The sequence below is a fragment of the Actinoplanes italicus genome, assembly GCF_003001815.1.
GTDB lineage: Bacteria > Actinomycetota > Actinomycetes > Mycobacteriales > Micromonosporaceae > Actinoplanes > Actinoplanes italicus.
The window spans coordinates 151,395-176,732 of record NZ_PVMZ01000008.1 but is presented as its reverse complement, the minus strand read 5'-3'; the positions used below and the strand labels follow the sequence as shown (position 1 = coordinate 176,732).

23 protein-coding genes are annotated in these 25,338 nt (G+C 69.8%); 4 read left to right on the top strand and 19 right to left on the bottom strand.

Going from position 1 to position 25,338, the window contains the following annotated elements:
- Positions 1-12: 12 nt before the first annotated feature.
- The 3 genes from CLV67_RS20900 to CLV67_RS20890 all read right to left on the bottom strand — a co-directional run bounded on the left by CLV67_RS20900 (position 13) and on the right by CLV67_RS20890 (position 3,721).
- Positions 13-1,587: a GGDEF domain-containing protein gene (locus CLV67_RS20900; protein WP_239166703.1), complete on the bottom strand. Its 1,575-nt coding sequence runs from the start codon at positions 1,585-1,587 to the stop codon at positions 13-15.
- Between the two features lie 152 nt (positions 1,588-1,739).
- On the bottom strand, positions 1,740-3,296 hold the full coding sequence (locus CLV67_RS20895; RefSeq protein WP_106320889.1) for an MDR family MFS transporter: 1,557 nt from the start codon (positions 3,294-3,296) through the stop codon (positions 1,740-1,742).
- Complete coding sequence (locus tag CLV67_RS20890; protein ID WP_106320887.1) at positions 3,293-3,721, bottom strand: MarR family winged helix-turn-helix transcriptional regulator; 429 nt, start codon at positions 3,719-3,721, stop codon at positions 3,293-3,295. The genes CLV67_RS20895 and CLV67_RS20890 overlap by 4 nt, the downstream gene beginning before the upstream one ends.
- Positions 3,722-3,827: 106 nt before the next feature.
- Here CLV67_RS20890 and CLV67_RS20885 point away from each other — a divergent pair, with 106 nt between their 5' ends.
- Positions 3,828-4,418: a TetR/AcrR family transcriptional regulator gene (locus CLV67_RS20885; RefSeq protein ID WP_106320885.1), complete on the top strand. Its 591-nt coding sequence runs from the start codon at positions 3,828-3,830 to the stop codon at positions 4,416-4,418.
- Here the strand turns inward: CLV67_RS20885 and CLV67_RS20880 are convergent.
- Positions 4,415-4,972 (bottom strand): TetR/AcrR family transcriptional regulator, encoded by a 558-nt coding sequence (locus tag CLV67_RS20880; protein WP_106320883.1) that lies wholly within the window; start codon positions 4,970-4,972, stop codon positions 4,415-4,417. The genes CLV67_RS20885 and CLV67_RS20880 overlap by 4 nt on opposite strands.
- Before the next feature lie 89 nt (positions 4,973-5,061).
- Between CLV67_RS20880 and CLV67_RS20875 the strand changes: the two genes are divergently transcribed.
- Positions 5,062-5,817: a dienelactone hydrolase family protein gene (locus CLV67_RS20875; protein WP_106320881.1), complete on the top strand. Its 756-nt coding sequence runs from the start codon at positions 5,062-5,064 to the stop codon at positions 5,815-5,817.
- On the opposite strand, the gene CLV67_RS20870 is transcribed toward CLV67_RS20875, so the two are convergent.
- From CLV67_RS20870 to CLV67_RS20805, 14 genes are all read right to left on the bottom strand, one after another.
- Positions 5,810-6,232, bottom strand: a complete 423-nt coding sequence (locus tag CLV67_RS20870; protein ID WP_106320879.1) for a VOC family protein — start codon at positions 6,230-6,232, stop codon at positions 5,810-5,812. The two genes, CLV67_RS20875 and CLV67_RS20870, sit on opposite strands and share 8 nt — an antisense overlap.
- Positions 6,233-6,270: 38 nt before the next feature.
- The gene (locus tag CLV67_RS20865) at positions 6,271-6,621 is read right to left on the bottom strand and encodes a hypothetical protein (protein ID WP_106320877.1); all 351 of its coding nucleotides are present in this window, start codon (positions 6,619-6,621) and stop codon (positions 6,271-6,273) included.
- Positions 6,622-6,632: 11 nt separating this feature from the next.
- Complete coding sequence (locus tag CLV67_RS20860) at positions 6,633-8,246, bottom strand: DUF2334 domain-containing protein (protein WP_106320875.1); 1,614 nt, start codon at positions 8,244-8,246, stop codon at positions 6,633-6,635.
- A complete protein-coding gene (gene wecB / locus CLV67_RS20855) occupies positions 8,246-9,430 on the bottom strand; it encodes a non-hydrolyzing UDP-N-acetylglucosamine 2-epimerase (RefSeq protein ID WP_106320873.1) in 1,185 nt (394 codons plus the stop codon). The genes CLV67_RS20860 and wecB overlap by 1 nt, the downstream gene beginning before the upstream one ends.
- Positions 9,431-9,474: 44 nt before the next feature.
- Positions 9,475-10,803 carry a glycosyltransferase family 2 protein gene (locus tag CLV67_RS20850; RefSeq protein WP_106320871.1) on the bottom strand — a complete coding sequence of 443 codons (1,329 nt, stop codon included), beginning with the start codon at positions 10,801-10,803 and terminating at the stop codon, positions 9,475-9,477.
- A 300-nt stretch (positions 10,804-11,103) separates the two neighbouring features.
- Positions 11,104-11,898 carry a hypothetical protein gene (locus tag CLV67_RS20845; protein ID WP_106320869.1) on the bottom strand — a complete coding sequence of 265 codons (795 nt, stop codon included), beginning with the start codon at positions 11,896-11,898 and terminating at the stop codon, positions 11,104-11,106.
- A gap of 121 nt (positions 11,899-12,019) precedes the next feature.
- A complete protein-coding gene (locus CLV67_RS20840; RefSeq protein WP_093622394.1) occupies positions 12,020-12,646 on the bottom strand; it encodes a GTP-binding protein in 627 nt (208 codons plus the stop codon).
- Entirely contained in the window at positions 12,624-13,085 is a 462-nt protein-coding gene (locus tag CLV67_RS20835; RefSeq protein ID WP_106320867.1) for a DUF742 domain-containing protein, read from the bottom strand. Before CLV67_RS20835 ends, CLV67_RS20840 begins: the two co-directional genes overlap by 23 nt.
- Complete coding sequence (locus tag CLV67_RS20830) at positions 13,082-13,528, bottom strand: roadblock/LC7 domain-containing protein (protein WP_093622396.1); 447 nt, start codon at positions 13,526-13,528, stop codon at positions 13,082-13,084. The genes CLV67_RS20835 and CLV67_RS20830 overlap by 4 nt, the downstream gene beginning before the upstream one ends.
- Positions 13,525-16,518: a sensor histidine kinase gene (locus tag CLV67_RS20825; RefSeq protein ID WP_106321331.1), complete on the bottom strand. Its 2,994-nt coding sequence runs from the start codon at positions 16,516-16,518 to the stop codon at positions 13,525-13,527. Before CLV67_RS20825 ends, CLV67_RS20830 begins: the two co-directional genes overlap by 4 nt.
- Positions 16,505-17,662 carry a hypothetical protein gene (locus tag CLV67_RS20820; RefSeq protein ID WP_239166704.1) on the bottom strand — a complete coding sequence of 386 codons (1,158 nt, stop codon included), beginning with the start codon at positions 17,660-17,662 and terminating at the stop codon, positions 16,505-16,507. The genes CLV67_RS20825 and CLV67_RS20820 overlap by 14 nt, the downstream gene beginning before the upstream one ends.
- 455 nt (positions 17,663-18,117) lie before the next feature.
- On the bottom strand, positions 18,118-19,788 hold the full coding sequence (locus CLV67_RS20815; RefSeq protein ID WP_106320863.1) for a DUF885 domain-containing protein: 1,671 nt from the start codon (positions 19,786-19,788) through the stop codon (positions 18,118-18,120).
- A 19-nt stretch (positions 19,789-19,807) separates the two neighbouring features.
- On the bottom strand, positions 19,808-20,869 hold the full coding sequence (locus CLV67_RS20810; protein WP_106320861.1) for a PHP domain-containing protein: 1,062 nt from the start codon (positions 20,867-20,869) through the stop codon (positions 19,808-19,810).
- A gap of 16 nt (positions 20,870-20,885) precedes the next feature.
- Positions 20,886-21,830 (bottom strand): DUF4034 domain-containing protein, encoded by a 945-nt coding sequence (locus tag CLV67_RS20805; protein WP_106320859.1) that lies wholly within the window; start codon positions 21,828-21,830, stop codon positions 20,886-20,888.
- A 116-nt stretch (positions 21,831-21,946) separates the two neighbouring features.
- Here CLV67_RS20805 and CLV67_RS20800 point away from each other — a divergent pair, with 116 nt between their 5' ends.
- Together CLV67_RS20800 and mtnA are read left to right on the top strand one after the other, a co-directional pair.
- Complete coding sequence (locus tag CLV67_RS20800) at positions 21,947-23,794, top strand: M48 family metallopeptidase (RefSeq protein WP_106320857.1); 1,848 nt, start codon at positions 21,947-21,949, stop codon at positions 23,792-23,794.
- A 2-nt stretch (positions 23,795-23,796) separates the two neighbouring features.
- Positions 23,797-24,759, top strand: coding sequence for an S-methyl-5-thioribose-1-phosphate isomerase (mtnA, locus tag CLV67_RS20795; protein WP_106320855.1), 963 nt, complete (start codon positions 23,797-23,799; stop codon positions 24,757-24,759).
- Here the strand turns inward: mtnA and CLV67_RS20790 are convergent.
- Positions 24,756-25,328 (bottom strand): DinB family protein, encoded by a 573-nt coding sequence (locus CLV67_RS20790; RefSeq protein ID WP_106320853.1) that lies wholly within the window; start codon positions 25,326-25,328, stop codon positions 24,756-24,758. The two genes, mtnA and CLV67_RS20790, sit on opposite strands and share 4 nt — an antisense overlap.
- Between the last annotated feature and the right edge of the window lie 10 nt (positions 25,329-25,338).

Here is a 25,338-nt window from a genome sequence, read left to right as displayed (position 1 = left end):
GGATTCCGGTTTTCAGGCGGCGGAGGCGTACCCACGGGCGGCCGTCGAGACGACGCGATCACGTCCGGCGTGCTTGGCAGCGTACAGCCGACTGTCCGCAGTGGACAGAAGGCTCGGCTGTGTCGGTGCCGGGACGTCAGCGCTGGAGACCGCACCGATACTCACAGTGACCGGCAGATCGCCGGTCATTCGGTGCCAATCGTGATCGCGGACAGTCCGGCGGATGCGATTCAGCAGAGGGACGGCCCGTCGCATGGACGTGCCGGGCAGCACGATGAGGAACTCCTCGCCGCCCAGCCGGGCGACATAGCCCGACGGGCAGCCGGCGGCGACCCCGTCGGACAGGATGCCTGCCACCTCGATGAGCACCTCGTCGCCGACGTTGTGCGAGAGGCTGTCGTTGATCTGCTTGAAGTGGTCGAGGTCGACGAGCGCGATGGTCAGCGCCGGATCCGACGCGATCAGGACGGGCAGCGACTCGTCGAGGTGCCGGCGGTTGTGCAGACCGGTCAGCGGGTCACGGCGGGCCTGCTCGCGGAAGTGCTCGGCCTCCTGCCGGGCCTCGACGGTCTCGAACATGGCCTGCCTGGTCCGGGTGCGGGCCTCACGCTGCAGCGAATGCATGTTCTGATGGGCCGCGAAGAACACCTTGTGCACCGCGAACGCCTCGGCGAACTCGCCGCGGGCGGCATGCAGCTCGGCCTGCTCCTGATGCACCCTGACCAGCACGTCCACCAGATCGCGTTCGACGCAGAGGCCGCGGCACGAGTCGAGGCTCTGCTGGGCCCGGTCGTACGCCCCGAGGCCGCGCTGCGCCCCGGCGAGTGTCAGCAGGTATTCAGGGAGGGCGTCGGCGTCCTCGTGGCGCCCCTCCCCGTGCTGCTCGATGCAGAGCCGCATGGTCGCCTCGGCCTCGGCGTAGCGCCCGTTGCCGACCTGGATGGCGCCGACCGTGTCGAGGAAGGCGGGCTCGAGTGTCAGGCCGCGCTCGGTGGCGAGCCGCTGGAGCCGGTCGGCCACCTCCTCGGCGCGCTGCTGGTTGCCGGTGTCGTACTCGGCGTAGGCGTGGTTGTTGAGCAGGCAGAGCAGCACCGGCGACCCGGTCAGCACGGCCAGCTCCTCGGCCTGTGCGTAACGGATGCGGGCCGCCTCCATCGAGCCGGCCGACCAGAGCGCGTCGGCCAGCTTGGTGCGGTGCCAGATGTGCATGTGGGTGGTCGACTCGTCGTCGAGCAGCTCGACCGAGAGCAGCGCGTGCTCCAGGGCCTGCTCGGTGTCGCCCAGGTGCTGGTGGATGGCGGCCCAGATGAGATGGGTGCGGGCCATCAGGACACGGGCGTCGTTGGCGACCGCCCACTCGTGGACCTGCCACATCTGCTCGACGGCGCCGGCGATGTCGCCCGAGCGCAGCCGCATGTTGGCCTGGCACAGCCGCGCCCGGACGACCAGCAGCGGATCGCCGAGAGCCCGGGCGTCCTCCTCGATGCGGAGGGCCCGGGCCAGCTCGGCCTGAGCGTCCCAGGAGCGTTCGTCCTCGATCTCGAGGAGCTCGGCCGACAGCGCCTCGGCGCTGATCGTGTCGGTCACCGGATCCCCCCTCCGTCTCGGCCGGCCTGCTCCCACGGCGTGAATCGGCGCGGAATCGCGGTGGTTGAGGGAAAGCACCGGCTCCCCGAGGCTAGCTCTGTGTGAAGAGATGACCCCAGGGAGTACGGCGTGATCTGCGAGACACAAAGGAACTAGGGCTGTCGCTCCGGGGCGAGGTCGACGGTCGAGCGCAGCTTCGTCGGCTTCAGCGCGATCGCGGCGATCACACCGATCACCGCCACACCGGCCGAGATCAGGAAGATGTGCCCGGTGGCGTCGCCGTACGCAGCCCGTACGACATGTTGAATTTGATCGGGAAGGGCACCCAGGTCGAGGCTGCCGGTGCCGCTCGCGGAACTGCCGGCCGGAACGCCCATGGCGGTGAGCTGCTCGGTGATCGAGTCCGAGACCCGGCGGGCGAGCACCGCGCCGAGCACGGAGACGCCGATCGTGCCGCCGAGCGACCGGAAGAAGGCGATCGTCGAGCTGGCCGCGCCGATGTCCTTGAGGGCCACGGTGTTCTGTACGACGAGGACCAGGTTCTGCATGGACATGCCGACGCCGACGCCGACCGCGGCCATCACGGTGCCGATGTACCAGAGGGAGGTGTCGTGATCGAGGACGGAGAGCCCGGCGAACCCGATGACCAGGATGATCGTGCCGGCCACCACGTACGGCTTGATCCGGCCGCTCCTGGTGATCGCCCGGCCCGCGACGGTCGACGAGACCAGGATGCCGAACATCATCGGGATCATCAGCAGGCCCGCCTCGGTCGGGCTGTAACCGCGCCCGATCTGGAAGTACTGCCCGAGGAAGACGGAGCCGCCGAACATCGCCATGCCGACCGCGAGGCTGCCGATGATGGCCAGCGCCGTGGTGCGCTGCCGCACGATGGGCAGCGGCACGATCGGCTCGGCGACCCGGGACTCGACCCATACGGCGAGGCCCAGAAGCAGTACTCCGCCGCCGACCATGGCGCCGCTCTGCCAGGAGAACCAGCCGAACGCGTCGTCCACGAACGACACCCAGATCAGGATGACGCTGACACCGGCGGCGATCAGGGTGGCGCCGAGGTAGTCGACCTTGACGTCGTCCCGGCGCAGGACGGGCAGGTGCAGGGTCTTCTGCAGCACGATCAGGGCGATCACGGCGACCGGCGCGCCGATGAAGAAGCACCAGCGCCAGCCGAGCGCATCGGTGTCGACGATCACCCCGCCGAGCAGCGGGCCGCCGACCGTGGCCAGGGCCATGACGCCACCGAGGTAGCCGTTGTAGCGGCCGCGCTCGCGGGGCGGGATCATCGCGGCGATCGCGACCTGGACCAGCGCCTGGACGCCGCCCATGCCGAGGCCCTGGAAGGCGCGGGCCGCGATGAGCTGCTCGGTGTTCTGCGTGAAGCCGGCGATCAGCGAGCCCAGGATGAAGACCACGATCGAGATCTGGACCAGGAGCTTCTTGCTGTAGAGATCGGAGAGCTTGCCCCAGATCGGGGTGGACGCGGTGGCGGTCAGCAGAGTCGCGGTGACCACCCAGGTGTACTGCGTCTGGCTGCCTTCGAGGTCGCCGATGATGCTCGGCAGGGCGGTCGAGACGATGGTCGAGCTGGCCATCGCGACGAAGAGCACGAGCAGAAGGCCGGAGAGGGCCTCCATGATCTCGCGGTGGGTCATCGGGCGCTGTTCCGCCCGATCAAGGGTCGTAGAGCTCATCGGGCGGTCTCCAGGATCAGGTCGTCGGCGAATCGGCGTAGCGACGCGGTCAGCGTGGCGATCTCCTCGGGCGTCCAGTCGTGCAGCGCCGCGGTGATCCGCTCCTCGTAGCGGCCACGCACCTCGTCGAGGACGGTGGTGCCGCGATCGGTGAGCCGCAGCGTGCTGGCGCGCCCGTCGGCCGGATCCGCGATGCGGGCCACCAGGCCGTCGCGGACCAGGGCGGCGACCGCGCGGCTGACGGTCGACGGGTCGAGGGCGTGCTCGGCGGCGAGCTCCTTCATGTGGCAGCTGCCGGCCGGCTCGTGGCGGCGGATCGCGGCCAGCATCCCGAGCGGCGCGATCGTGGGTTGTCGCTGCTTGAGCAGGCGGACGGCTTTGAGGAGGTCGTGGAACGCCTCCATCAACCCGCGCGGCTCGATCATGCTTGCCTCCCGGTGATGCTTGCTGCATACAACTATCTTCCCAAACTTGCCTGTTGCGCAACTTTGCTCATTGGGAACTGAATCACATGCCGGTAGGCTCAGGCCCATGACAGCGGTGGGCCTTCGCGAGCGCAAGAAGGCGGCCACCCGGCAGGCTCTGCACGAGGCGGCGCTGCGCCTCGCCCTGGAACACGGACCCGACCGGATCACCGTCGACGCCATCGCCGACGAGGCCGGCGTCTCCCGGCGCACCTTCTCCAACTACTTCGCGAACAAGGAGGAGGCGCTCTTCCACGGCGACCTCCGCCGGATGCGGGCGCTCGCCGACCTGGTCCGGGCACGCCCGGCGAGCGAGTCGCCGTGGGCGGCGCTCACCGCGGCGGCCGAGGAGCACTACGCCGGCCTGGGAGATCTCGACCCGGAGTGGGTGGCCCGGGGGCGGCTGGTGCGCCGTCATCCGTCGCTCGCCGCGGCCCAGGTCCAGACCTTCGCCACCATGGAGAGCGAGCTGGCCGCCGAGGTCGCGGCACGACTTCAAGGTCAAGATCCATTGGGTGTACGGGCGAAGCTCGTGGCCGCGACGTTCATGGCCGTGCTGAGGGTCTCGTTGAACGTGTGGCTGGAGCATCCGGCCGAGATCAGTTACTGGGAACTGGCCCGCGAGTCGCTGGCCGAGACGGGCCGCGGATTCACCTAGCGGGCGCCGAGGCCGCCTATGACCAGGGTCAGCTGGCGCCGCCAGGCGTGGGGGTCTGCGGAGTGCTGGGCCACACCCGCGTTCGCCATCATCAGCAACGCGAAGTCGCGGCCGGTGAAGTCGGCTCGCAGGCGGCCGGAGCGCTGGGCCCGGATGAACACGTCGGCGGCCCTCTGCTGGGCGGTGGCCCGCAGGTCGGCGAGCCGTTCGTCGTCGTCGAAGGCGGTGGTCACCAGCAGCTGGGCCAGGCCGCGGTCGGTGGCCTGCAGCTCACAGACCCGGGTCAGGTAACCGACGAACGCCGCCCACGGGTCCGGATGGTCCAGCGCCTGCTCGGCCAATTGGACCGCGGCGGTCATGTGGCTCGCGAAGACCTCGGCGATCAGGTGCCGGCGGCTCGGGAAGCGGCGGTAGAGGGTGGCGTTGCCGACTCCGGCCCGCCGGGCGATCTCGTCCAGCGAGGCATCGAGGCCCTGCTCGGCGAAGACCTCGCGGGCGGCGGCGAGCAGGGCCGCTCGATTGCGGCGTGCGTCCGCGCGCAGCCGGGTGGCCATGCGCCACAGGATACGACGTTCCGCGGAAAAGACGGAGATCGAATGTTACGGTCCGCATGATCATCGGGAATGGCGCGGGAGGTGCGGGAATGCCGCGGATCGAGACAGAGGTGCCCGCTGCGGACGGCGTCGCGGAGGCTTGTCTCGTCACGCCGGACGGCGATGGCCCGTACCCGGCGGTGCTGATGTTCATGGATGCGTTCGGCCTGCGGCCGCGGATCGTCGAAATGGCCGGGCGGATCGCTGAGCGGGGTCATGCCGTCCTCGTCCCGAATCTGTTCTACCGCAGCGCCCGCGGGCCGCTGATCACCCCGGACGAACTGCTCGACGGCGACAAGCGGGGTGCCGCGTTCGGCCGGATCGCCCCGATGATCCGGGAACTGACTCCGGCGCGGATCGGCGCGGACGCGGCCGCCTACCTCGACTTCCTGGACGGGCGGCCGGAGGTGGCGGACGGGCCGGCCGGGATCGTCGGCTACTGCATGGGCGGGCGGAACGCGCTGCTCGCGGCACAGGCGCACCCGCTTCGGTTCGCCGCGCTCGCGAGCTTTCACGCGGGCGGGGTGGTCACCGATGCCGCGGATAGTCCGCATCTGGGTGTCGCCGCGCTGACGGCAGAGGTCTACTTCGGACATGCCGACGACGACGGTTCGATGACGCCGGACCAGATCAAGACCCTGGAGCTGGCCCTCGCCGAGACCGGGGTGGAGTACACCTCCGAGCTCTACGAGGGCGCGCCGCACGGTTTCACGATGAGCGACACCTCGATGTACGACCAGGCCGCCGAACAGCGGCACTGGCAGGTGCTGTTCGCCCTGCTGGAGCGTGCGCTGCCGGTCAGGTGACGCAGAACTCGTTGCCCTCGGGGTCGGACATCGTGAACCACTTGTGCGGGCCCTGGCTGGCCTCCCAGAGGAAGGTCGCGCCGCGTTCGACCAGTTTGTCGCGCTCGGCGTCCCGCTTGTCCTCACCCACCCGTACGTCGACGTGCCAGCGGTTCTTGACCGTCTTGGCGGCCTCGTCGAACTGGAAGAGCAGCCGCCGGTCGTTCTCCGGGTGCCGGATCGCCGCACCGGTCCGCCACACCAGCTTGCCGCGGTGATGGGTGGTCTCGGCGTCGGTGGCGAACCCCTTGGCGACCATCTCCTTGATGAACCCCTCATCCTGGGGCTCGACGTCCCAGCCGAGGGTCTCCGCCCACCAGTCGGCGAGGTCGTGCGGGTTCGTGCAGTCCACGGTGACTTGGAAGTCGTAGGCCATGGATCGCACGCTACCGACGCTTGCGGTCACTTACCGGCCTAATTGGTGTAGAGATCCGGGAAGTACCTGTCGATCGCGGTCACGTCGTACACATGCCGTATCTCGTTGATCTTCTGATTGTCGACGCCGAGGAACTCGACCAGCCGCGCCGTTCCGAACGGCGCGGCCAGGTCGTAGATCAGAGCGGCACCGTCCACCGCGTCGGTTCGGGCGACCAGCGTGACGTGGTCGGCGAAGGCGGCGATCCGGTGCAGCACCTGCAGGAGTTCCTCGTCGTCGACCGGAGCGTCGAAGTTCCACTCCGTCTCGACGTCCGGGGCGAGGAGCTTCCTCGCCCCGGGCAGGTCGTCACTGGTCCAAGACTTGACCCAGAGATCGACCACGTCCATGAGGTTCTCCATCAGCCGTTGAGCATCGTGTCAGCGCTCACGAAGGTGTAACCGGCCTTGATGATGCCCGGAACGAGCTCCTTGAGGTAGTCCGTGCCGAGGTACGGGTGGTAGAAGAAGCTGGCGACACCGTCCCGGACCACGAGGTTGCGCTCGGCGTCGGCGACCAGGTGGGAGGGCAGGCGGACCGGGTGGGTGTTGTACGCCTCCGGCTCCACGTTACCGATGTTCTCCGGCACCACGACCGAGCCGTACACGTCCCGGACGGTGTAGGGGAAGAACTGGCCGAACTGGCGGGCGTAGTCGTACTTCCCGCCGGTCAGCACGCCCGGGAAGTAGAGGCCACGGTCGTACCGCTTGCCGAACAGCGCCTGCACCGCCTGGTAGTCGGCCGGGCTTGCCGCGTAGTGCGGGAACTCGAAGATCTTCGGCACGCCCAGTCCGGTCGCCGCGAAGACCGCGCCGGCCGCGACCATCCGCGAGGTGGCCCAGGCGGCCGAGTCCTCCTTGACCGGACCGTCGTAGATCACCCGGTCGGCCGAGTCGACGTGCGCCATGTAGAACTCGAAGTCGTTGCCGCTGCTGCCGTCGTACGGGTTGTTCACCGCGCCGTACTGGTGGGTGTAGCCGTGCATGAGCAGCGTGCCGCCCTTGGCCTGCATGTACTTGAGCGCGGCCACCACCTCGGGCCGCTTCGCCAGGGTGTAGTCCTCGGCCACGCCGTCGTTCTTGGCGCCCTTCGGGTCGCGGTACCGCGGGTAGGCCGCGATGCTGAACGGCACCTTCATCGACCACAGGTAGTCGGCGATCGCCCGCAGCTGCGCGGGGTCGGCGTCGGGGCCGACGTCCTCGAGCCGGAGCAGTGCCCGGTGCCGCTCGGCGGTCTTCGGCGCCAGCGCGTCGAAGAGCAGGTCCGCGAAGATCAGGTAGCGGTCCTCGTGCGTCACGTACGAGAACGGGATCTCGCTGACGTAGGTGAGGTTGCCGGACCGGACCGCCCACGGCAGGGTCCCGTCGGCCTTCTTCGCGGTGGCCAGCGTGGTGACCTTGGCGGCGTCGCTGATCGACAGGTTCATCAGGCCGGACTTGTTGTCGGCGCTGCGGCCCAGCACCCGGCCCTTGTAGGTCACCTCGGCCACGTCGGCGAAGTCGAAGAGGCCGCTGGTGAAACCGAACTTCGCCGCGAAACCGTCCACCTTGGTCAGCTGCCAGATGTTGTCGCGCACCCAGATCACCGGAAGCGTCGTGGCCATGACGTCAGCCAGGAACGCGGCCGGCAGCGGCTCGTCGTAGGTCGAACCCAGGTAGATCACCGCGGTGTGGTTCTTCAGGTCGCCGGACTTGTACGCGGCCACGGGTGCGGCCGTCCAGGAGCCGAAGTGCGAGGCCAGGTTCGCCGTCTGGGTGGCGTAGACCTCGCCCAGCCAGCCGTAGTCGCCCGTGGTGTCGTACAGCACAAGGGTCTTCGCCGTGCCGCCGCCGGGCGCCGCCTTGCCGGTCTTGACGGTTGCCTTGCCGGTGACGGCGGCGTCGGCCGCGAGGGTGTGGAAACCGACGGCGGCGGCCGTGGCGGCGGCTGCTCCGGCGACGAGGACGCTGCGGCGGGAGACGGGGTTGTTCAGCATCAGGCAACGGCTCCGGTGGCGAGGGCGGTCTGGGGGACGGGCATGGCCTCGGGGGCCGGAGCGAGACCGAGCAGGTTCGCGGTGGCCTGGGCGGTACGGACGGCGGCGAGGCCATCGCCGTACGGGTTGCCGCCGGCCGTCATCGAGTCGCGTCGCGCCCGGCTGTCCAGCAGCGCGGACGCCTCCGACACGATCAGGCCGGTGTCCGAGCCGACCAGCTTGGCGCAGCCGGCGTGCAGCGACTCCACCCGCTCGGTGACGTCCCGCAGCACCAGCGCGGGCACCCCGAACGACGGGGCCTCCTCCTGGATCCCGCCCGAGTCGGTGAGCACCAGGTACGCCTCGGAGAGCAGGCGGGACAGGTCCGGGTAGGGCAGCGGGTCGGTGACCGTGACCCGCTCCACCCCGGCCAGCGCGGCCTCCACCTGCTCGCGGACCGCCGGGTTGGGGTGGCTCGGCAGGATCACGTCGATGTCGTCGTAGCGGGCGATCAGTTCCTTGACCGCGGCCAGGATCCGGTCCAGGGGCTCGCCCCACGACTCGCGGCGGTGCGCGGTCACCAGGACCAGGCGGTTCGTGCTGCCCGCGCGGGCCGCGGCCACGTTCTGGTTCTCGAATGGCAGCTTCCGGCCGGCCACCGCGAGGGTCGCGTCGACCACGGTGTTGCCGGTGACCAGCACGTCGCTCGCCGGGATCTTCTCGTCGAGCAGGTTCATCGCGGCCAGCGGGGTGGGCGCCAGGTGCAGGGCGGCGACCTGGGCGACCAGGCGGCGGTTGCCCTCCTCCGGGAACGGCGACTCGAGGTCACCGGAGCGCAGGCCGGCCTCCAGGTGCACGACCGGGATGCGGCGCCAGAACGCGGCCAGCGCGCCGGCCAGGCTCGTCGTGGTGTCACCCTGCACGATCACGGCGGCCGGAGTGCGTACCGACCAGAGCTCGTCCAGCTCCCGGATCATCGCGGTGAGCAGTTCGGCCTGGCTGCCGGTCGCCCGGTCGACCTGGAGCGTGATGTCCGGCTCGAGGCCGAAAGCGGCGAGTGCCTGGGTGACCATCGTGGGGTGCTGGCCGCTGGCGAGCAGGACCGGCTCGAGGAGACCGGCGTCGCGCATGGCCAGGGCGACCGGGGCGAGCTTCACGGCTTCGGGGCGGGTGCCGCCGACCAGGTGAACTTCACGACGAGACATGGGGGAGCCTTCTCTCGCTTGTTTCGAAAGGGGGGAGGGGTGGATCAGGCCGGGAGAGCCAGTGGTTCTTCGACGAGCCGTTCGGTCTTGGCCCAGGCCTGGCGCCCGCTGGCCTGGCGGCCCAGAGCGCGGTAGGTGGCGGCGAGACCGAGGATCAGGAAGGCGGGGTACGCGAGAGCGGCGGTCAGCATGCGTCCCACGCCCTCGTCTCCGTGCTTGCGCTGGTGGACGGCGGCCCAGAGCAGACCGGGGAAGGTGGTGACGCCGACCCAGACGCCGAAGCTCAGGGCCAGGGCCTCCCAGGTCGGGATGAACACGATCGGGTGGCCGATCAGCAGCCCGCCGAACCCGGCGATCCCGGTGCCGATCAGCAGCACCGTGATCATCGCGTTGGCCCACGGGGAGAGCAGGTAGTGCAGCATCTCGGCCAGCGCGATCCGGGCGACCCGCGGCGACGAGAAGAGCTTGCCCAGGTAGCGGGCGCACTGCATGTTGCCCTGCGCCCAGCGGGTGCGCTGCCGGGTGAGGCGGCGGACGTCGACCACGGCCTGCTGGGTGACCGAGGCGCGGGAGGTGTAGCGGATCCCGTCGCCGTTCAGGTGCATCCGCAGGCCCAGTTCCATGTCCTCGACGAGGCAGCTGGACCAGGGGGCGGTGCCGAGCTTCTGCAGGGTGGAGAGCCGGCTGAACTGGCCGTTGCCGCCGAGACCGACGGTGTCCAGGGCGTCGCGCATGTTCTGGCAGGCGTCGACGATCGCGCCGAACTCGAGGTCCTGCACGGCGCCGAGGAGCTTGTTGCGGTTGCGGATGCGTACCTGCACCTGGGCCGCGCCGATCCGCTCGTCGCGCATCAGCCGGGAGATCTCGACCAGGATGTTCTCGCTGCCCTGGCCGTCGCCGTCGATGATGCCGACGACGACCTTCTCCGGGGCGACACCGGCCTGGGTGGTCAGCATCGAGATGTGCCGGTAGGCCGCGTTCAGCGCCTCGCCCTTGCCCTGCCGGGCCTCGGGCAGGTCGCGCCGCATGACGTGCAGGCGGGGGTGGTCGATCGCGGCGAGCACCTCGGGGGTCCGGTCGTCCGAGCCGTCGTCCACGACCAGCACCCGGGACAGGGTGCCGGACGGGCCGCGCAGCTTGAGGGCCGCACCGACGGTGTTGGCGACCACGGCCTCCTCGTTCAGGGCCGGGACGATGATCCAGAAGTGCTCGGGGCGTCCGTTGCCGCCGGCCACCGACCGGTTGACGGTCTTGGCGCGGTGCGTGCCGTTGTAGCGGAGCGCGAACCAGACCAGTACCACCGTGGTGATCGGCCAGGCCAGCAGGACCGCATAGCCGCCGACCGCGAAGAGCCAGCTGTCAGACGCGGTCATCCGAACCTCCCCCGTGCTCGTCACTGTCCGTTTGCATCCTGGATCGGGGTGACCCCAGCTCCTGGACGTAATAGGACATTAAGGTGCTACGGAGCGTCACTCAAGAGCGGTGAGCGGAACGGAGGAGGAGATCGGCCAAAAGGGCGAACCCAGACATCTCAGACTGCGCTCAGCAGGCGAAACCGGGCGCGTTCAGCGCCATTTCCGGCAAATGGGGGAGGTGTCAGAGCGAGATCAATCAACTGCGGAGAGTGACTTCACCGGACGTGCAGGTGCGACTACGGAAAGTAGTCGCAAGTGCTACTGAGGGCCGTCGAGCAACGTGGGGTCGCTGCGCAGCATGGCTGCCAGCCGGCGGGCCGCCTGCTCGGTCTCCTCCGGGCGTTCCACCTTCAGCGGGATCGGCTCGGGCAGCGGCTCCGGGAAACCGGGCTGCGGCTCGGCGTGCTGGGTCTGGAAGGACGCGGCGGGTGCGGAGGCGTACGGATGCGGCTCCGGCTGGGGTGGCGGCGCGTAGGGGGGCTGCGCGGCCGCGTACGGATGAGGGGGGTTGTTCTGCGGCGGGACCGCGGGCGGCGGTGTCGCGGCGAACGGATGCGGAGTGATGTTGCCTTGATCGGCGTAGCCGGCCGGATCGTAACCGAAGGCCTGCTCGTGCCGGTTGGAGACGAACGGCTGCTCGGCCGTCGTGGGCTCCTCGTAGTCGTACTCGTAGTCGGTCGGCCCGAACCGGTCCTGGTCGTCGCGGCTGGCCCGTGGCCGCTCCGCGGCCGGCGGCTCCTCGGCGGGCTCCTCGACGTCTATCTCGAAGTCCGCGTGTCTGGGCCCGGCCTCGGTGGCGCGGGTCGCGACCGAGTTGTCGGCGGTCACCTGGACCACGCCGTCGGCCATCGCGAAATGCAGCAGCACCGGATCGCCGGCTCCCTCGACACCGACAGTGACGCTCATCTCGGGATTGCGGGACACCACGCCCGCGATCGCCTCGACCAGCTCGGTCACCGCCGGCGGAGTGCCGTTGCTCTCTCCGGCGGCCCGGCGCCTCAGCTCGTCCCGCCGGGCGAGCTTGTCGAGCGCGTCGTCAAGTCCGCCTCGCACGTCACCGTCCTCTTTCCTACGCGGTCGCCCGGTACCCCAACTCTGCCCCTCCGCGGGCCGGTTTGGGAACCGCTCTGCCCCGGGTTCGTGGGAATCCGTGACCGGGCGACCGGACCACACCCTACGACTTCATGCGGATCGCCTTGTCGAGAGCCTGGTCCAGTACCACGAGCAGAGCGTCCCGCACGGATGCGCGGAAGCGTGCATCGAAGGATATGACCGGCACGTCCTCGCGTACCGCGAGGGCCCACCTAACCTCTTCCACGCTGTAGCTCATCTGCCCGTTGAAGGTGTTGATGCCGACCACGAACGGCAGGCCGGCACGCTCGAAGTAGTCGACCGCCGGATAACAGTCGTCTATTCGGTTGGTGTCCACCACGACCAGCGCGCCGAGCGCGCCCTTGACCAGGTCGTCCCACATGAAGGCGAACCGGGTCTGCCCCGGCGTGCCGAAGATGTAGAGCTTCAGGGTCTGGTCGATGGTGAGGACGCCGAAGTCCATCGCGACCGTGGTGCCGGTCTTCATGGTGGCCTGACCGGGATTGTCGATACCGACCGACTCGGAGGTCATCTCGGCCTCGGTGGTCAGGGGCGAGATCTCGGAGATGGCGCCCACGGTGGTCGTCTTGCCCACCCCGAAGCCGCCGGCCACGATGATCTTGACCGGGACCGGCGCCTTCTTGGGGGCCGGGGCTCCCGGTATGCGCGCGGTGCCGACGACGCGGTTAGCTGATGGATCGAAGTCCACGGATCACTCGCATGATGGTGTCGGGGTCAGGTGTGTCGTTTTCCAGCACATGGACGTCGAGCTGGCCGGAGGCACGAAGGTCACCGACCAGGATTCGGGTCACACCCAGGTGCAGGCGAAGGCGCGCGGAGATCTCGGCTACCGAGATCGGACTCTCCTCGCAGAGAGCCACGATCGCCCTGGTTTCCGGGGAGAGCCGGGACGGTGGCGCACCGTGCACCAACGTCACCTGAGTCTCCATACCGATGTCGGGGTCTCCTCCATCGGTCCGCCCGGACGTGATGACGAACGGGCGCAGCTTGTTGGTCGAAGCCTCGACCGGCGGCTGCTCCCCGGTAGGGGTATAGCCACCGGTCGAGTGCTGAGGACCGGATTGCAGGAAGGGCCGGACTCCGGGGCGCGCCGGAGCAACCGGGTCGTCGGGGTCCGGGTAGGTCATTGCTGAACGGCGTTCTTCAGCTCGGCGATCAGGCGCGGGCTGAGGGCGCCACCGGCGCGGGTCGCGAAGAGCGTCATCTCGTACGCCAGCGTGCCGAGGTTGGCCGAGCGGTCCGCGATGACACCCAGGACGGAACCGGCGCTGATCGCGGTGACCAGCAGGTAGCCGTCCGCCATGTCGATGATGACCCGGTTCAGCGCGCCCAGCCGGTACCAGCTCGCGGCACCGCCGGCGAGACTCGTCAGGCCGGAGACCACGGCCGCGAGACGCTCCGCATTGGGCCGGTCCTTGATCGCCGACATGGCCATCAGCAGGCCGTCCGACGAGACCGCGATGGCTTCGATCACACCCGCGGTGCCGGAGGTGAACGAGTCGAGCAGCCAGTTGAAGGTTTTGGCTTCAGCGCTGAGCTGACTTTGCGCGGGGGAGTAAGGGGAAGTCATCGCGGTTGTCCCTCGTGTTGTGGCTGACTTTCGTTCAGTGCGAGTGCGACTCCGTACTCGAACTGATCCATGAGAGCTCGGGCTGCCTCAGGGTCGAGCGCGGCCGGAGCGGGCGGTGTGATCGGTCGGTGCATGTCGTCGGCAGGGAGGGTCGCTCCCGGCACACGACGGGTCAGCGGAGCGCCACCACCGTTGGACGACGGCGGAGCGGGCGGCGCGGCGGGAGCGTCCCACTGCGGCGCCGGAGCCGGAGCCGGGGTGTTCCAATCCGCGGGAGCCGGGTTGTCCCACTGTGCCGGAGCCGGGGTGTCCCAGCTGGGCGCGGCGAAGTTCGGCGCCGGGATCGACGCGCTCGTGTCGTGCGCCCGGACCACGCCTGCCTCGAAGGCGTCGAACGCGGCCCGTGCGGCCAGGGCGTCGTCCTGTGACTTCGGTGCGGCCAGCTGGTGCGGAACGTGCTCCTCCGGCAGCTGACTGCCGGGAACCCGGCGGCGCAGCGGGGTGGGGCCACCGTTGCGCTGCGGCTCCGGTGCGGCCGGAGCCACGGGGGAGACCGGCGCGGCCGGAGGTGCGGGGATCTCGTGGGCGGCCGGGGCCGGAACGTTCCAGCTCGGCTGTACGGCCACCTCGGCGCTCCAGCTGGGCTGGGCCGGGGGAAGCTCCGGCAGCGCGGCCGGAACGCGACCGGCGACCGGGGTGCCCATGTCGAACTGCTGAACCGGCTCGGGGTAGCCGCCAGCGGCCGGGTATGCCGGTTCCTGGTAGGCCGGGCCCGGCGAGTAGACCGGCTCGGCGTCGTAGACCGGCTGACCGGCGTACGGGTCGGCCGGGGCACTGCCGAGCGCCGGGGCGCCCGACCCGCCGAAGGCGTTCCACGAGTGACCGGACTCGACGACCTGGGTGGCGCGGTTGAGCATCACCGGGTCGAACGGCTGCTGGCTGCCCGGCACCGAGCGAACACCGGCGCTGGTGATCGCGACCTCGGTGGTGTTGCCGCGCAGTGCCCCCGAGTACGCGGGAACCGCACCGGACGGGTAGTCGGCGGCCTGGATCTGCGGCACCGCGATCGGTGCCGCGAAGGCCGGAGCCGGGTACGCGGCCGGGGCGATCGGGGTGAGGTTCTCCACCCGCGAGATCAGGTGCGACGGGTTGAGGTCGATCCAGGCGGTCAGACCGCCGTCCGGGGTGTCGGTCAGGGTCACCTCGATGCCGTGCCGGCGGGCGAGCCGGCCGACCACGAAGAGACCCAGAACCTCGGTGGGCGCCAGGTCGAGGCGCTCACGGCGGGTCAGTCGTGCGTTCTCCTCGGCCAGACGCTCGGGCGCGAGGCCCAGGCCGTGGTCGATGATCGCGAGACGGGCGCCGCCGCGCAGCTCGTCGGCGGTGACCGTGACGGTGGTGTGCGGCGGGGAGAAGGTGGTGGCGTTCTCCAGCAGCTCGGCCAGGAGCAGCGTCAGGTCGGCCAGGACGGCCGGCACCACGACGATGTCCTCGGGGATCTCCACCTCGACGCGGGTGTAGTCCTCGATCTCACCGAGGGAGAGGCGGACGACGTCGGAGAGGGCCAGCGGAGCCATGTGCTCGTTCGCGCCGGCGCCACCGGAGAGCACGACCAGCGCGGACGCGTTCCGGCGCAGACGGCTGGACATGTGGTCCAGTCGGTAGAGCTCGCGCAGGCGGTCGCTGTCGGTCTCCTTGCGCTCCAGCGTGTCGATCAGGGACAGCTGACGGCCGACCAGGTTCTGGGTACGACGACCGACGTGACCGAACATCTGGGCGACGTTGCGCCGGCCGTCCACCTGACGCTGCACCAGCCGGGCGGCGGTGGTCTGCACGCGGTCGAACGCTCGCGCCAGGTCGCCGATCTCGTCCTGGGCCTCGACGTCGACCGGGTCCAGTCGGATCGGTCGTACCTGGGCCTCGGCCTCGTCGTCGGCCACCCGCTCGAGCTCGGCCTCGGCGGCGCGGGCGATGCGGTCGGCCGAGGCGGTCAGACGCCGCAGCGGCCGGGCGACCGCGCGGGCCATGAAGATCGACAGCGTGATCACCAGGATGAGCAGCAGGAACGCGCCACCACCGATGAGTGCCGCCTGCCGGATGGCGCTGTCCCGGCTCTCGGTCACCGCGAGGTCCACGTCCTGGGCCACGCGCTGCTCGACGAAGCTACCGAGGATGGTCACGGACTGCAGTGACGGGAAGAGCAGCTGGATCTTGAGGTCTTTCAGCGCCAGCGTCGGGTTCGTCTCGAGCGCCCTGGTGAACTTGTCGCCCACGCGCGCCGCGAACGCCTGCTGGGTGCTGAGGTAGAGCTTGTACTGCGTGTCGGTGAAGTACGACCGCGACGAGGTGATGATCGACTGGATCTGGGCGAACGTCGCGTTGAACTGGCTCAGCAGCAGGGCCGCGTCCTGCGGGTTGCGACCGGAGACGACCGCGGCGGCCAGCCAGCACGAGGCCTGGCTGATCAGGTCGTCGGAGCGCATGGCGCGGTCCAGGGCGTAGATCTGCCGGCCGTCCTGGGTGGTGAGGTCGGCGTTGCCGGACAGGCCCAGGCCCTCGATCATCGGGTTGATGACGTTGGTGAAGTCCTCGATGACGGTCGGCGGCTTGATCGACCGGTTGAGCACGTTCTGCCGGGTGCTGTTCAGCTTGGCCGCGCCGGACAGGGCGCGACGCAGGGCGATCGGGGCCTCGTCGTCCTGGGCCAGGTCGGCCACGATGTCGGCGGACTCGGCCGCCTGCAGGACCAGCGTCGGCCGGTCGACGATGCCGAGCAGGTAACCGACCGAGAGGAGCCGCTCCTCCTGGAGCTCGATCAGGGCCGAACTCACCGAGGTGGCCCGCTGGACCGCGTCCGAGTGGTCCTGGGCGACCTGGGCCTCGTTGATGCGCTCGTAGATGACCGGGACCGCAAGGCCGACGACGCCGAGCAGCGGCACGAGGATCAGCAGGGCCAGTTTGCCCAGGATGCGGAACTTACCGAAGAGCACCGGAACGCTCCCGACCGGCACCGCTGCCGTAGTTGGGGTTGTCGCCGTACGCGGGCACCGGGTCGTACGGGCTGTTGCCGTAGCCGTTCGAGGCGGGGGCGGAGTTGCCGGGGGCGTCGCTGAGGACCGAGACGTCCCGGCCGCTCATGCCGGAGTCGAGGCCGGTCCGGGCGGCGCGGCCACGGGCGACGAACGCGGCACCGATCAGCAGCACGATGCTGACCGAGAGCATGACCCAGGCCTCGGCGCGGCGGTAGTTCAGGTCGTCGAGGCGATCCTCGAGCAGCGTCGACATCTCCTTGAGGAGGACCGTGCTGAGGGCCTTGAGGGCGTTGGTCAGCGAGCTCTGGGCGGTCACCAGAACGGACACGTCCGGGGTGCTGCCGAGGTGGGCGCCACGGTTGGCGTTCTCGACGCCCTGGCGGAACTGGTCCAGGTTGTTGACCGTGTTGCTGGCGAGGGTCGAGCTCTCGGTGTCCTCGGCCGCGGCCTGCAGGTTGTCCGTCAGCTCGGCGACGCTCTCCTCGACGGCCTTGATCTCGGCGCCGAACAGGACCGCGAGCGCGGCCCGCTGGCGCTCCTTCGCGGCGGCGACCATGTTGGCCAGGTCGGCCATGCGGCTCACGTGAGTTACGGCCTCCGGCATGTTGACCGTGACGGTCTCCTGGAGGTACCAGATGTCGCTCTGCTGGTCCTGGTTCAGCCGCGAGTTCTCACGGATCTCGCTGTAGAGCTCGAGAGCGAGGTCGCTGACCTCGATGTGGGCCTCATAGACCTGCTCCGCGGTCCCGCTGATGCCGGGAAGACGGCCGATCTTCTCCTTGAGGCCGGCCCAGCGGCTGCTTGTGTCGAGGTCGTCGCCGAGGTTCTCGTCGACGCCCTGCACGCGCGCGACGGCGGCGGTCAGCGAGGCCGGCTCGGCGGTGACACCCTGCAGGGCCGAGGACTGCGACTCGGCCAGCGCGCTGATCAGCGGAGCCAACTCGGCGAGGTACTCGATGCCCTTTTGCTTGAGCTCCGTGTCGTCCCGCTGAGTGGTGTTCTCGTTCAGGACGCGCAGGAACAGGACTGCGGTCGGCAGCACGACGAGGACCGTCAGCACCACCGCGAGGGCGGAGCCGAAACGGGATCGCCGGCTTTTCACCGAGACTGACATTGCTTTAGTCCTCCGCCATGCACACGCGATGGGCCGATGGGGGGCTACGGAGAGTAGCCATGCGGGCGCACCGATCCGGGTCAATCTATCCGAGAAATCCTCAGAAAACCCCTTTCCAAGGGTCAGAGTTCGCTCGGCTGATCGGGGGATACGCGGCGCCGCCGACTTCGCTGTACGAACTCCCGCCCGGCGGCCTGAAAGGGGAAGGCCCAGTCCACGCGGGTTCCGGAACAAAGTGAGAAGCGCCGCGGGAGATCGTATCCGCCCACCTGGCGGGACGTGAATATGAGTTCTACTTCGGATTTGTTACGTCTCGGCGTCTTCGTGCTTACGCCATGTGGCGGATCAATAGCTCTGCGGAGTGAAGTCACGCATGGTGAGCAAGTGAATACAGAAAGGTGGGTCTCTCCGTCCTGATTTAAGTACGGAGAGACCCGATTGACTCAAATCCTGGCCAGTGCCTTTCGGAGCGGGTCAAGCCCCAGAGAGCCAAGATTCAGGGCGTCACGGTGGAAAGTCTTGAGGTCGAAATCACTTCCTTTGCGAGCTTTCGCCTCGTCGCGAGCCTGCAGCCAGATGCGCTCGCCGACCTTGTACGACGGCGCCTGTCCCGGCCATCCCAGGTAACGCTTCCACTCGAACCGCAGGACCTCCTCCTGCATCCGGGTGTGCGCGCGCAGGAACTCCCAGCCCAGCTCCGGTGTCCATCGCTCACCCGGGCGGAAACCGAACGGATTGTCACGCGGGATCTCGAGCTCGAGGTGCATGCCGATGTCGACGATCACCCGCGCCGCACGCAACGCCTGGCCGTCGAGCATGCCCAGCCGGTCACCCGGATCGCCCAGGTAGCCGAGCTCGTCCATCAGGCGTTCGGCGTACAGGGCCCAGCCCTCGCCGTGCCCGGAACACCAGCAGAGCAGCCGCTGCCAGCGGTTCAGTGTGTCGGCTCGCAGCAGCGTCTGGCTGATCTGCAGGTGGTGGCCCGGAACGCCCTCGTGGAACACCGTGGTGACCTCACGCCACGTGGAGAAGCTCTCCTGCCCCTCCGGCACGGCCCACCACATCCGGCCCGGCCGGGAGAAGTCCTCACTCGGCCCGGTGTAGTAGATGCCACCGTCACTGGTCGGGGTGAGACAGCACTCCAGCTTCTGCGCCGGCGCCTCGATGTCGAAGTGGGTGCCGTTCAGCTCGGTGATCGCCCGGTCGGAGAGTGCCTGCATCCAGTCCCGGAAGGCCTCCTTGCCGGGAATCGTGCGGGCCGGGTCGGCGTCGAGCACCGCCACCGCCTCGTCCACCGACGCACCGGATCCGGCGATCCGCGCCGACACCGAGCGCATCTCCCGCTCCAGCCGGTCCAGCTCGGCGAACCCCCACAGGTACGTCTCCTGCAGGTCGACCTTCGCGCCGAGAAAGTACTGCGAGGCCAGCTCGTACCGTTCCGGGCCGGCCGCCTCCTTGTCCCTGCCGAGGGGAGCGAGCTCGTCACGCAGGAAGGCGCCGAAGGCGGCGGTCGCCGCGGTGGCCGCCTCGGCGCCGCGGCGCAGCTCGGCGGCGAGGGCCCCGGACGCGTTCAGCCGGCCGGCCAGCCCGTGGAAGAAGTCGTCACGGGTCGGATCGGTCCACGCGTCGCACTGCTCGGCCACCGCCGCCAGCTGCTTCGCCGCGCTGACCCGGCCGTCGGCGGCGCCCTCCAGCAGGGTCCGCCGGTACTGATCGAGCGCGCGCGGGAACTCCTTGAGCCGGGCCGTGATGTCGGCGACCGCCTGCTCGCCCTCGGTCGGCATCACGTCGAGCACCATCCGCAGCTCGTGCAGCGCGCTGGTGATGACGCTGACGTCGGTGCTGACGTAACCCGCGTCGTACTGGGCCAGCTGCAGGCCGAGACGCTCCATCATGGCGTCCTTGGCGACCTGTTCGGACTCGTGCTCCGGCTCGGTCACGTCGAGCTCGTTGACGGTCCGGCGGATCAGCTCGGCCTGCGCCGCGAAGCCCTCGGGCGAGAGGTCGTCGGTCTTGTCCTCGAAGCCGGTCATGCCGACTGCGGTGGCGCCCGTCGGGTTGAGCGCGGCCCACTCGTCGACATAGCGGTTCGCGAGTTCGTCAATTTGTCCCACGGCGCGACACTACGGGACCTCACGCATGCGAGGCAGTCCAGTTAATCAGGCCCTCGACCGGCCAGGTATTGACGATCCGCTCGGCCGGGACACCGCACAGCGCGGCCCTTTCGCAGCCGAGATCCAGCCAGTCCAGCTGACCCGGCGCGTGCGCGTCGGTGTCGATCGTGAAGAGACAGCCGGCCTCCACCGCGACGGTGAGCATCCGCTTCGGCGGGTCCAGCCGGTCCGGCCGCGAATTGATCTCGACGGCCTTGCCGTGCTCGAGGCAGGCGGCGAGCACCTTCTCCAGGTCGAAGTCGCTCGGCGGCCGGGTCCGGACCTTCGAGTGGGCGGCGTCGCCGGCACCGGCCGCGGCCACCTTCCGTCCGGTCATGTGCCCGAGGACGTCCAGGTGCGGGTTGGCGATGGCGGTCACCATCCGCCGGGTCATCCGGGCCGAGTCGTCGCGCAGTTTGCTGTGCACCGAACCGACCACCAGGTCGAGCCGGGCCAGCAGCTCGTCCTCCTGATCCAGGCGGCCGTCCTCCAGGATGTCCACCTCGATGCCGGTCAGGATCCGGAAACCGTCGGGCAGGGCCTCGTTGAGCCGGGCCACATGGTCGAGCTGACGGCGCAGCCGGTCGGCGGTCAGCCCGCGGGCCACGGTCAGCCGCGGCGAGTGGTCGGTCAGCACGAAGTACTCGTGGCCCAGGTCGGCGGCGGCCAGGGCCATCTCCTCGATCGGCGAACCGCCGTCGGACCAGTCCGAGTGCACATGGCAGTCACCGCGCAGCGCCGCCCGCAGCGCGGCCGCCTCGGCCGGCAGGTCGGTGCCCGCGGTCGCGGTGATCCGGCGCAGGTAGACCGGCTCCTCACCGGCCAGCGACTCGGTCACGCACCGGGCCGTCACATCGCCGACGCCGGACAGCTTCGCCAGGGTGCCGGCGGTGGCCCGCTCGACCACCTCGTCGCGTGGGGTGTTCGCGATCGCCGTCGCCGCCGACCGGAACGCGCGTACCCGGTAGGTCGCCTCGTTGGCCCGTTCGAGCAGGAACGCGATGCGTCGCAGGTCGGCGACCGGATCACGGGACTCAGCCATGTCCGCAGCCTAGGCGTCAGCGGCCGAAGGCGTACGCGTCCTTGCGAGCCGAGACGAACTGCTTGGCCGCGTTGCCCCGGTACTCCCACGGCCACTCGGTGACGTGATCGCCGATCAGGTCGAAGACGCGTGCCGCGTGCGCGTACTCACCGCTCATGTGGAGCGCCATCGCGAACGTGTTGGCCCGGGACGGCCAGCCGGGGACGAACCGGAACGCGGGGTTCAGCACCGACTGGTAGGTCGCGGCGACCAGCTCCTGCCGTACCTGCGGATTGCGCATGTGCTCCTGATCCTCACCCGACGGCAGGCTGAGCCAGTACTCGATGTGCGCGGCCGGGATGATGTTGTGCACCAGGCTGCCGGGAGTCGCCCGGCCGGCGGCCGCGCGGGCGAACGAGAACATCTCCTCGTGGCTGCCGAACCACTTCTTGCAGAGATACTGAAGCCGCTGCTCATGCGCCATCACGTGCTCCGGCGCGTACTTGAGCACGGCGTCGAACCGGGCCGCGGCCTCGTCCGGCTGGACCTGCCGGCCGCGCGCCGACGCGGTCAGGAACGCCCAGGCCGTGGTGTCCTCCGGGGTCCGCGCGGTGACCTCGTCGAGGCAGTTCTCGGCGATCCGGAGCCGCCGGAAGAACTCCTCGAACCGGTCCTTCGAGGTGTACTCGGCCCGCGCCGCCCCGCGTGCCTCCCAGGCCCACCAGACCCCGTGGCAGCCACGGATCAGCAGCGGCAGCGTGGAGTCCGGCTCCTCCTCGATCCACCGGGGGATCCAGTCCTGCACGCCCGGCACGTCCGCGGCCAGCGAGATCAGGAACGCCCGGGCGTCCGGATCGTGCACGTCGGCCAGGCACGCCCGGACCGTGTTCCGGTCCTGGACGGTGAGCGCGTTCACCAACGCGCGCGCCCGCGGATCGCCGTGTGTCGGATCGATTGCCGGAGTTCTGTCGAACGGCCACATGTCGGATACCTCCCCGTGATGGGTGCAGATCTTATGGTCTTGCCCGGCACATATCGAGGTGGGTACCTTCCGACGGCCGCCCGCACGGGCGGTCTCACGGGGAGGAAAGCACGGTCATGTCCACAGCTCTGCGAGCCGCCATATCGGTGGCCATGCTGGTCGGCTTCTATCTGCTCGGCCTGCTCCAGCTCGCCCTTGTCGGCTGGCTCCTGTACGAGATCTGGACCCACACCCAGAGCGCCGGCGCCGCCAAGGCGAGCTGGCTCCTGCTGGCCGCCGTCGGCGCGGTCGTGGTCGGCCTGTGGAAGGCGATCCGGGCCCAGCCGGGTGAGCCGGAGGGTCTGCTCCTCACCCCCGAGCAGGCGCCCGACCTGTGGCGGACAGTCCGTGAGCTGGCACAGGAGGCCGGCACCCGGGCACCCGACGAGATCCGCCTGGTGCCCGAGGTCAACGCCGCGGTCAGCGAGGACGCCAAGGCGCTCGGCCTGATCGCCGGCACCCGTCGCCTGTACATCGGCATGCCGCTGCTGCAGACGTTCACCGTCGACCAGATGCGTTCCGTGCTCGCCCACGAGCTCGGTCACTACTCCGGCTCGCACACCCGGCTCTCCGCCGTCGCCTACCGCGGCCGGGCGGCCCTGCACGAGACCCTCAGCCGGGTCGGCAAGTGGAACGTCTTCGGCTGGGTGTTCAAGGGATACGGCCGCCTCTATCTGCTGGTCAGCAACGCGGTGACCCGCCGCCAGGAGCTTGAGGCAGACCAGGTGTCGGTACGTGTGGCCGGCGTCGACGCGGCGGTCGGCTCGATGCGGGAACTGCCCGTCGTCGCGGCGGCCTGGAACTTCTATTTCGGACGCTACGTCTCCAACGGCTGGGAGCTCGGCTACGCCCCGGACGACATCTTCGGCGGATTCGGGCAGCTCTACACGGCCCGTACCGAGGAACTGGCCCGCCTGCGCGACGAGGAGCCGGACCACGAGACCTCCCGCTGGGACACCCACCCGGCGATCGGTGTCCGGATCGCGGCCATGCGCGCCCTGCCTCCGGTCCAGCACGCCCCCGACCGGCGTCCCGCCTCTACCCTGCTGCCCCACCTCGGCGGTGCCGGGCTCGCGCTGCAGGCGGCGGTCGTCGACTTCGGTGACCGCACCGTGCTGCCCTGGGACGACTTCACCGCCGCGTCGATCACCGCGATCCAGCAGCGCCGGGCCGACCGGGTGTTCCGGTCCGCGGCCCGTCGTCTCGGCGTCCAGGAGGCCGGACTGGCCGAGATCTTCGGCCTGGTCAGCTCCGGTGGGCTGGGCGAACTCGCGGCCGAGTTCTTCCCGGACGCCACCCGCAAGGAGGCGGCCGTGGCCTTCGCCGACCCGATGGACGACCTCATCACCCTCGCCGCGGTGCGTTCCGGCGCGGCCCGCTGGCAGCACTCCTGGTCGGCGCCGGCCCGGCTGGTCGACCCGTACGGCCAGCCGGTCGACTACGCCGAGATCGCCAAGCTGGCCGTCGACCCGTCGACCGTCGACGAGGCCCGGCATCGGCTCGCCGCGATCGGGATCCACCTCGAGGCGGCCCGGGTGGTCGAGGCCAAGGCGACCGCGAGCGGCTCGGACGTCATCGGCGCGATGGCCAACGTGCGCGTCGACGACCAGGAAACCGACCTGATCCTGCTGGACCGCGGCTTCCTGTTCGTGCCCGCGCCCAAGGGCGGCAACGAGGGCGAGAAGCGGCTCAAGGATCTGCTGTCCAACAACGATCCGGCCACTCTGGCACACCACTACCGGTTCGTGCCGTACGAGGAGGTGACCGGCGCCCGGATCACCAAGGCGGTGCCGATCAACGCCGAGCTCGACCTGCACGGCGGTGCCACGGTGTCGATCAAGGAGCGTTGGTCGGGCGAGCAGCTCGGCAAGAGCCGGGACACACTGGAAGCCGTGCTGAAGCGGATCAACGAACGGGCGGAATAGTCTTGCGGACCATCGATTGGGTCAACGGGGCCGTCGAGATCATCGATCAGACCGCCCTGCCCGGCGAGGAACGGGTGCTGCGCCTGCACACCGTGGGTGAGCTGATCGCGGCGATCCAGTCGCTCGCGGTACGCGGCGCGCCCGCACTGGGTGTGGCGGGCGCCTTCGGCGTGGCGCTCGCGGCCCGGATCCACGTCGACGATCCGGTGGCGCTCGCGGTGGCCGTACGAAAGATCGAAACCGCACGTCCGACGGCGGTGAACCTGGCCCGTGGTGCGCAACGTGCCGCCGCCCGGATCTCGCACGGGCCGGAGGCCGTGCTCGCCGAGGCGTGCGCGGTGCGGGACTCCGAGATCGCGGCGTCGGCGGCGATGGCTCGGCTCGGTGCCGACCTGGTCGCCCAGCTGTGCGGAGCCCGGCCCCGGCTGCTCACGCACTGCAACACCGGTGGTCTCGCCGCGGTGACCGTCGGCACCGCGCTTGGCGTGGTCGGTGAGCTGCACCATCGTGGCCGGCTGGCCGGGGTGATCGCCAGCGAGACCCGTCCGCTGCTGCAGGGCGCCCGGCTCACCTCGTGGGAGCTGACACGCTGGGGTATCGAGCACCGGGTCGCCGTCGACTCGGCGGGGCCGTTCCTGATGGCCCGCGGCGAGGTGGACGCGGTGATCCTCGGCGCCGACCGGATCTGCGCCAACGGTGACGTGATCAACAAGATCGGGACGTACTCGCACGCCCTCGGCGCGCAGCGGGCCGGGATCCCGTTCATCGTGGTGGCGCCGGAGTCCACGGTCGATCTCGACACCCCGTCGGGCGCTCACGTGGAGATCGAGGACCGCGGCTCGGCCGAGGTCACCGCCTGGGGCGAGGCGGTGAACCCGGCCTTCGACATCACCCCGTCCGACCTGGTCACCGCGATCGTCACCGACCGCCGGGTGATCCGCGTCGACCGCGGCGAGATCCCCTAGTCGGCCTTCTTCCAGGGCTTCATCCACGGGGACTCGGGCCAGCCTTCGGCGGCCGCCATCAGCGGGTACGCGGTGGCGCCGTCGACGGTCTCCCGGATCAGGTCGGCGTGCCCGGTGTGTCGCGCCGTCTCCTGGATCAGGTGCAGCAGCACCCAGCGCAGCGACCAGAAGTCGTGGTCCTGCGGGTTCCACGGCACCGAGTGGTCGATCGGCACCGGGTGGTCGAGGTCCGCGATGTCCCGGACGGTCTTCTCGGTGGCCTCGGCGACCCGGTCGTAGTAGGCGAACAACTCCTCGACCGTCTCGCCGTCGGCCATCGAGAAGTTGCGCTCGTACGCCTCGTAGTCGATGCCCTGCGGCTCGGCCCGTACCGTCGTCATCCAGCCCTCCTCGGTGGAGGCGCAGTGCTTGATCAGGCCGCCGACGCTCAGCGTGCTGGCGCTCGGGGTGGCCCGCAGCTGTTCGGGCGTGAGGCCGTACGCGGTCAGCTTGATGACGTACCGCATCTGGGCGAGGTAGGCGAGCAGACCGTCCTGCTCGTCGGCGACGGGGCGGACCTGACCGGGCATCGCGGGCTCC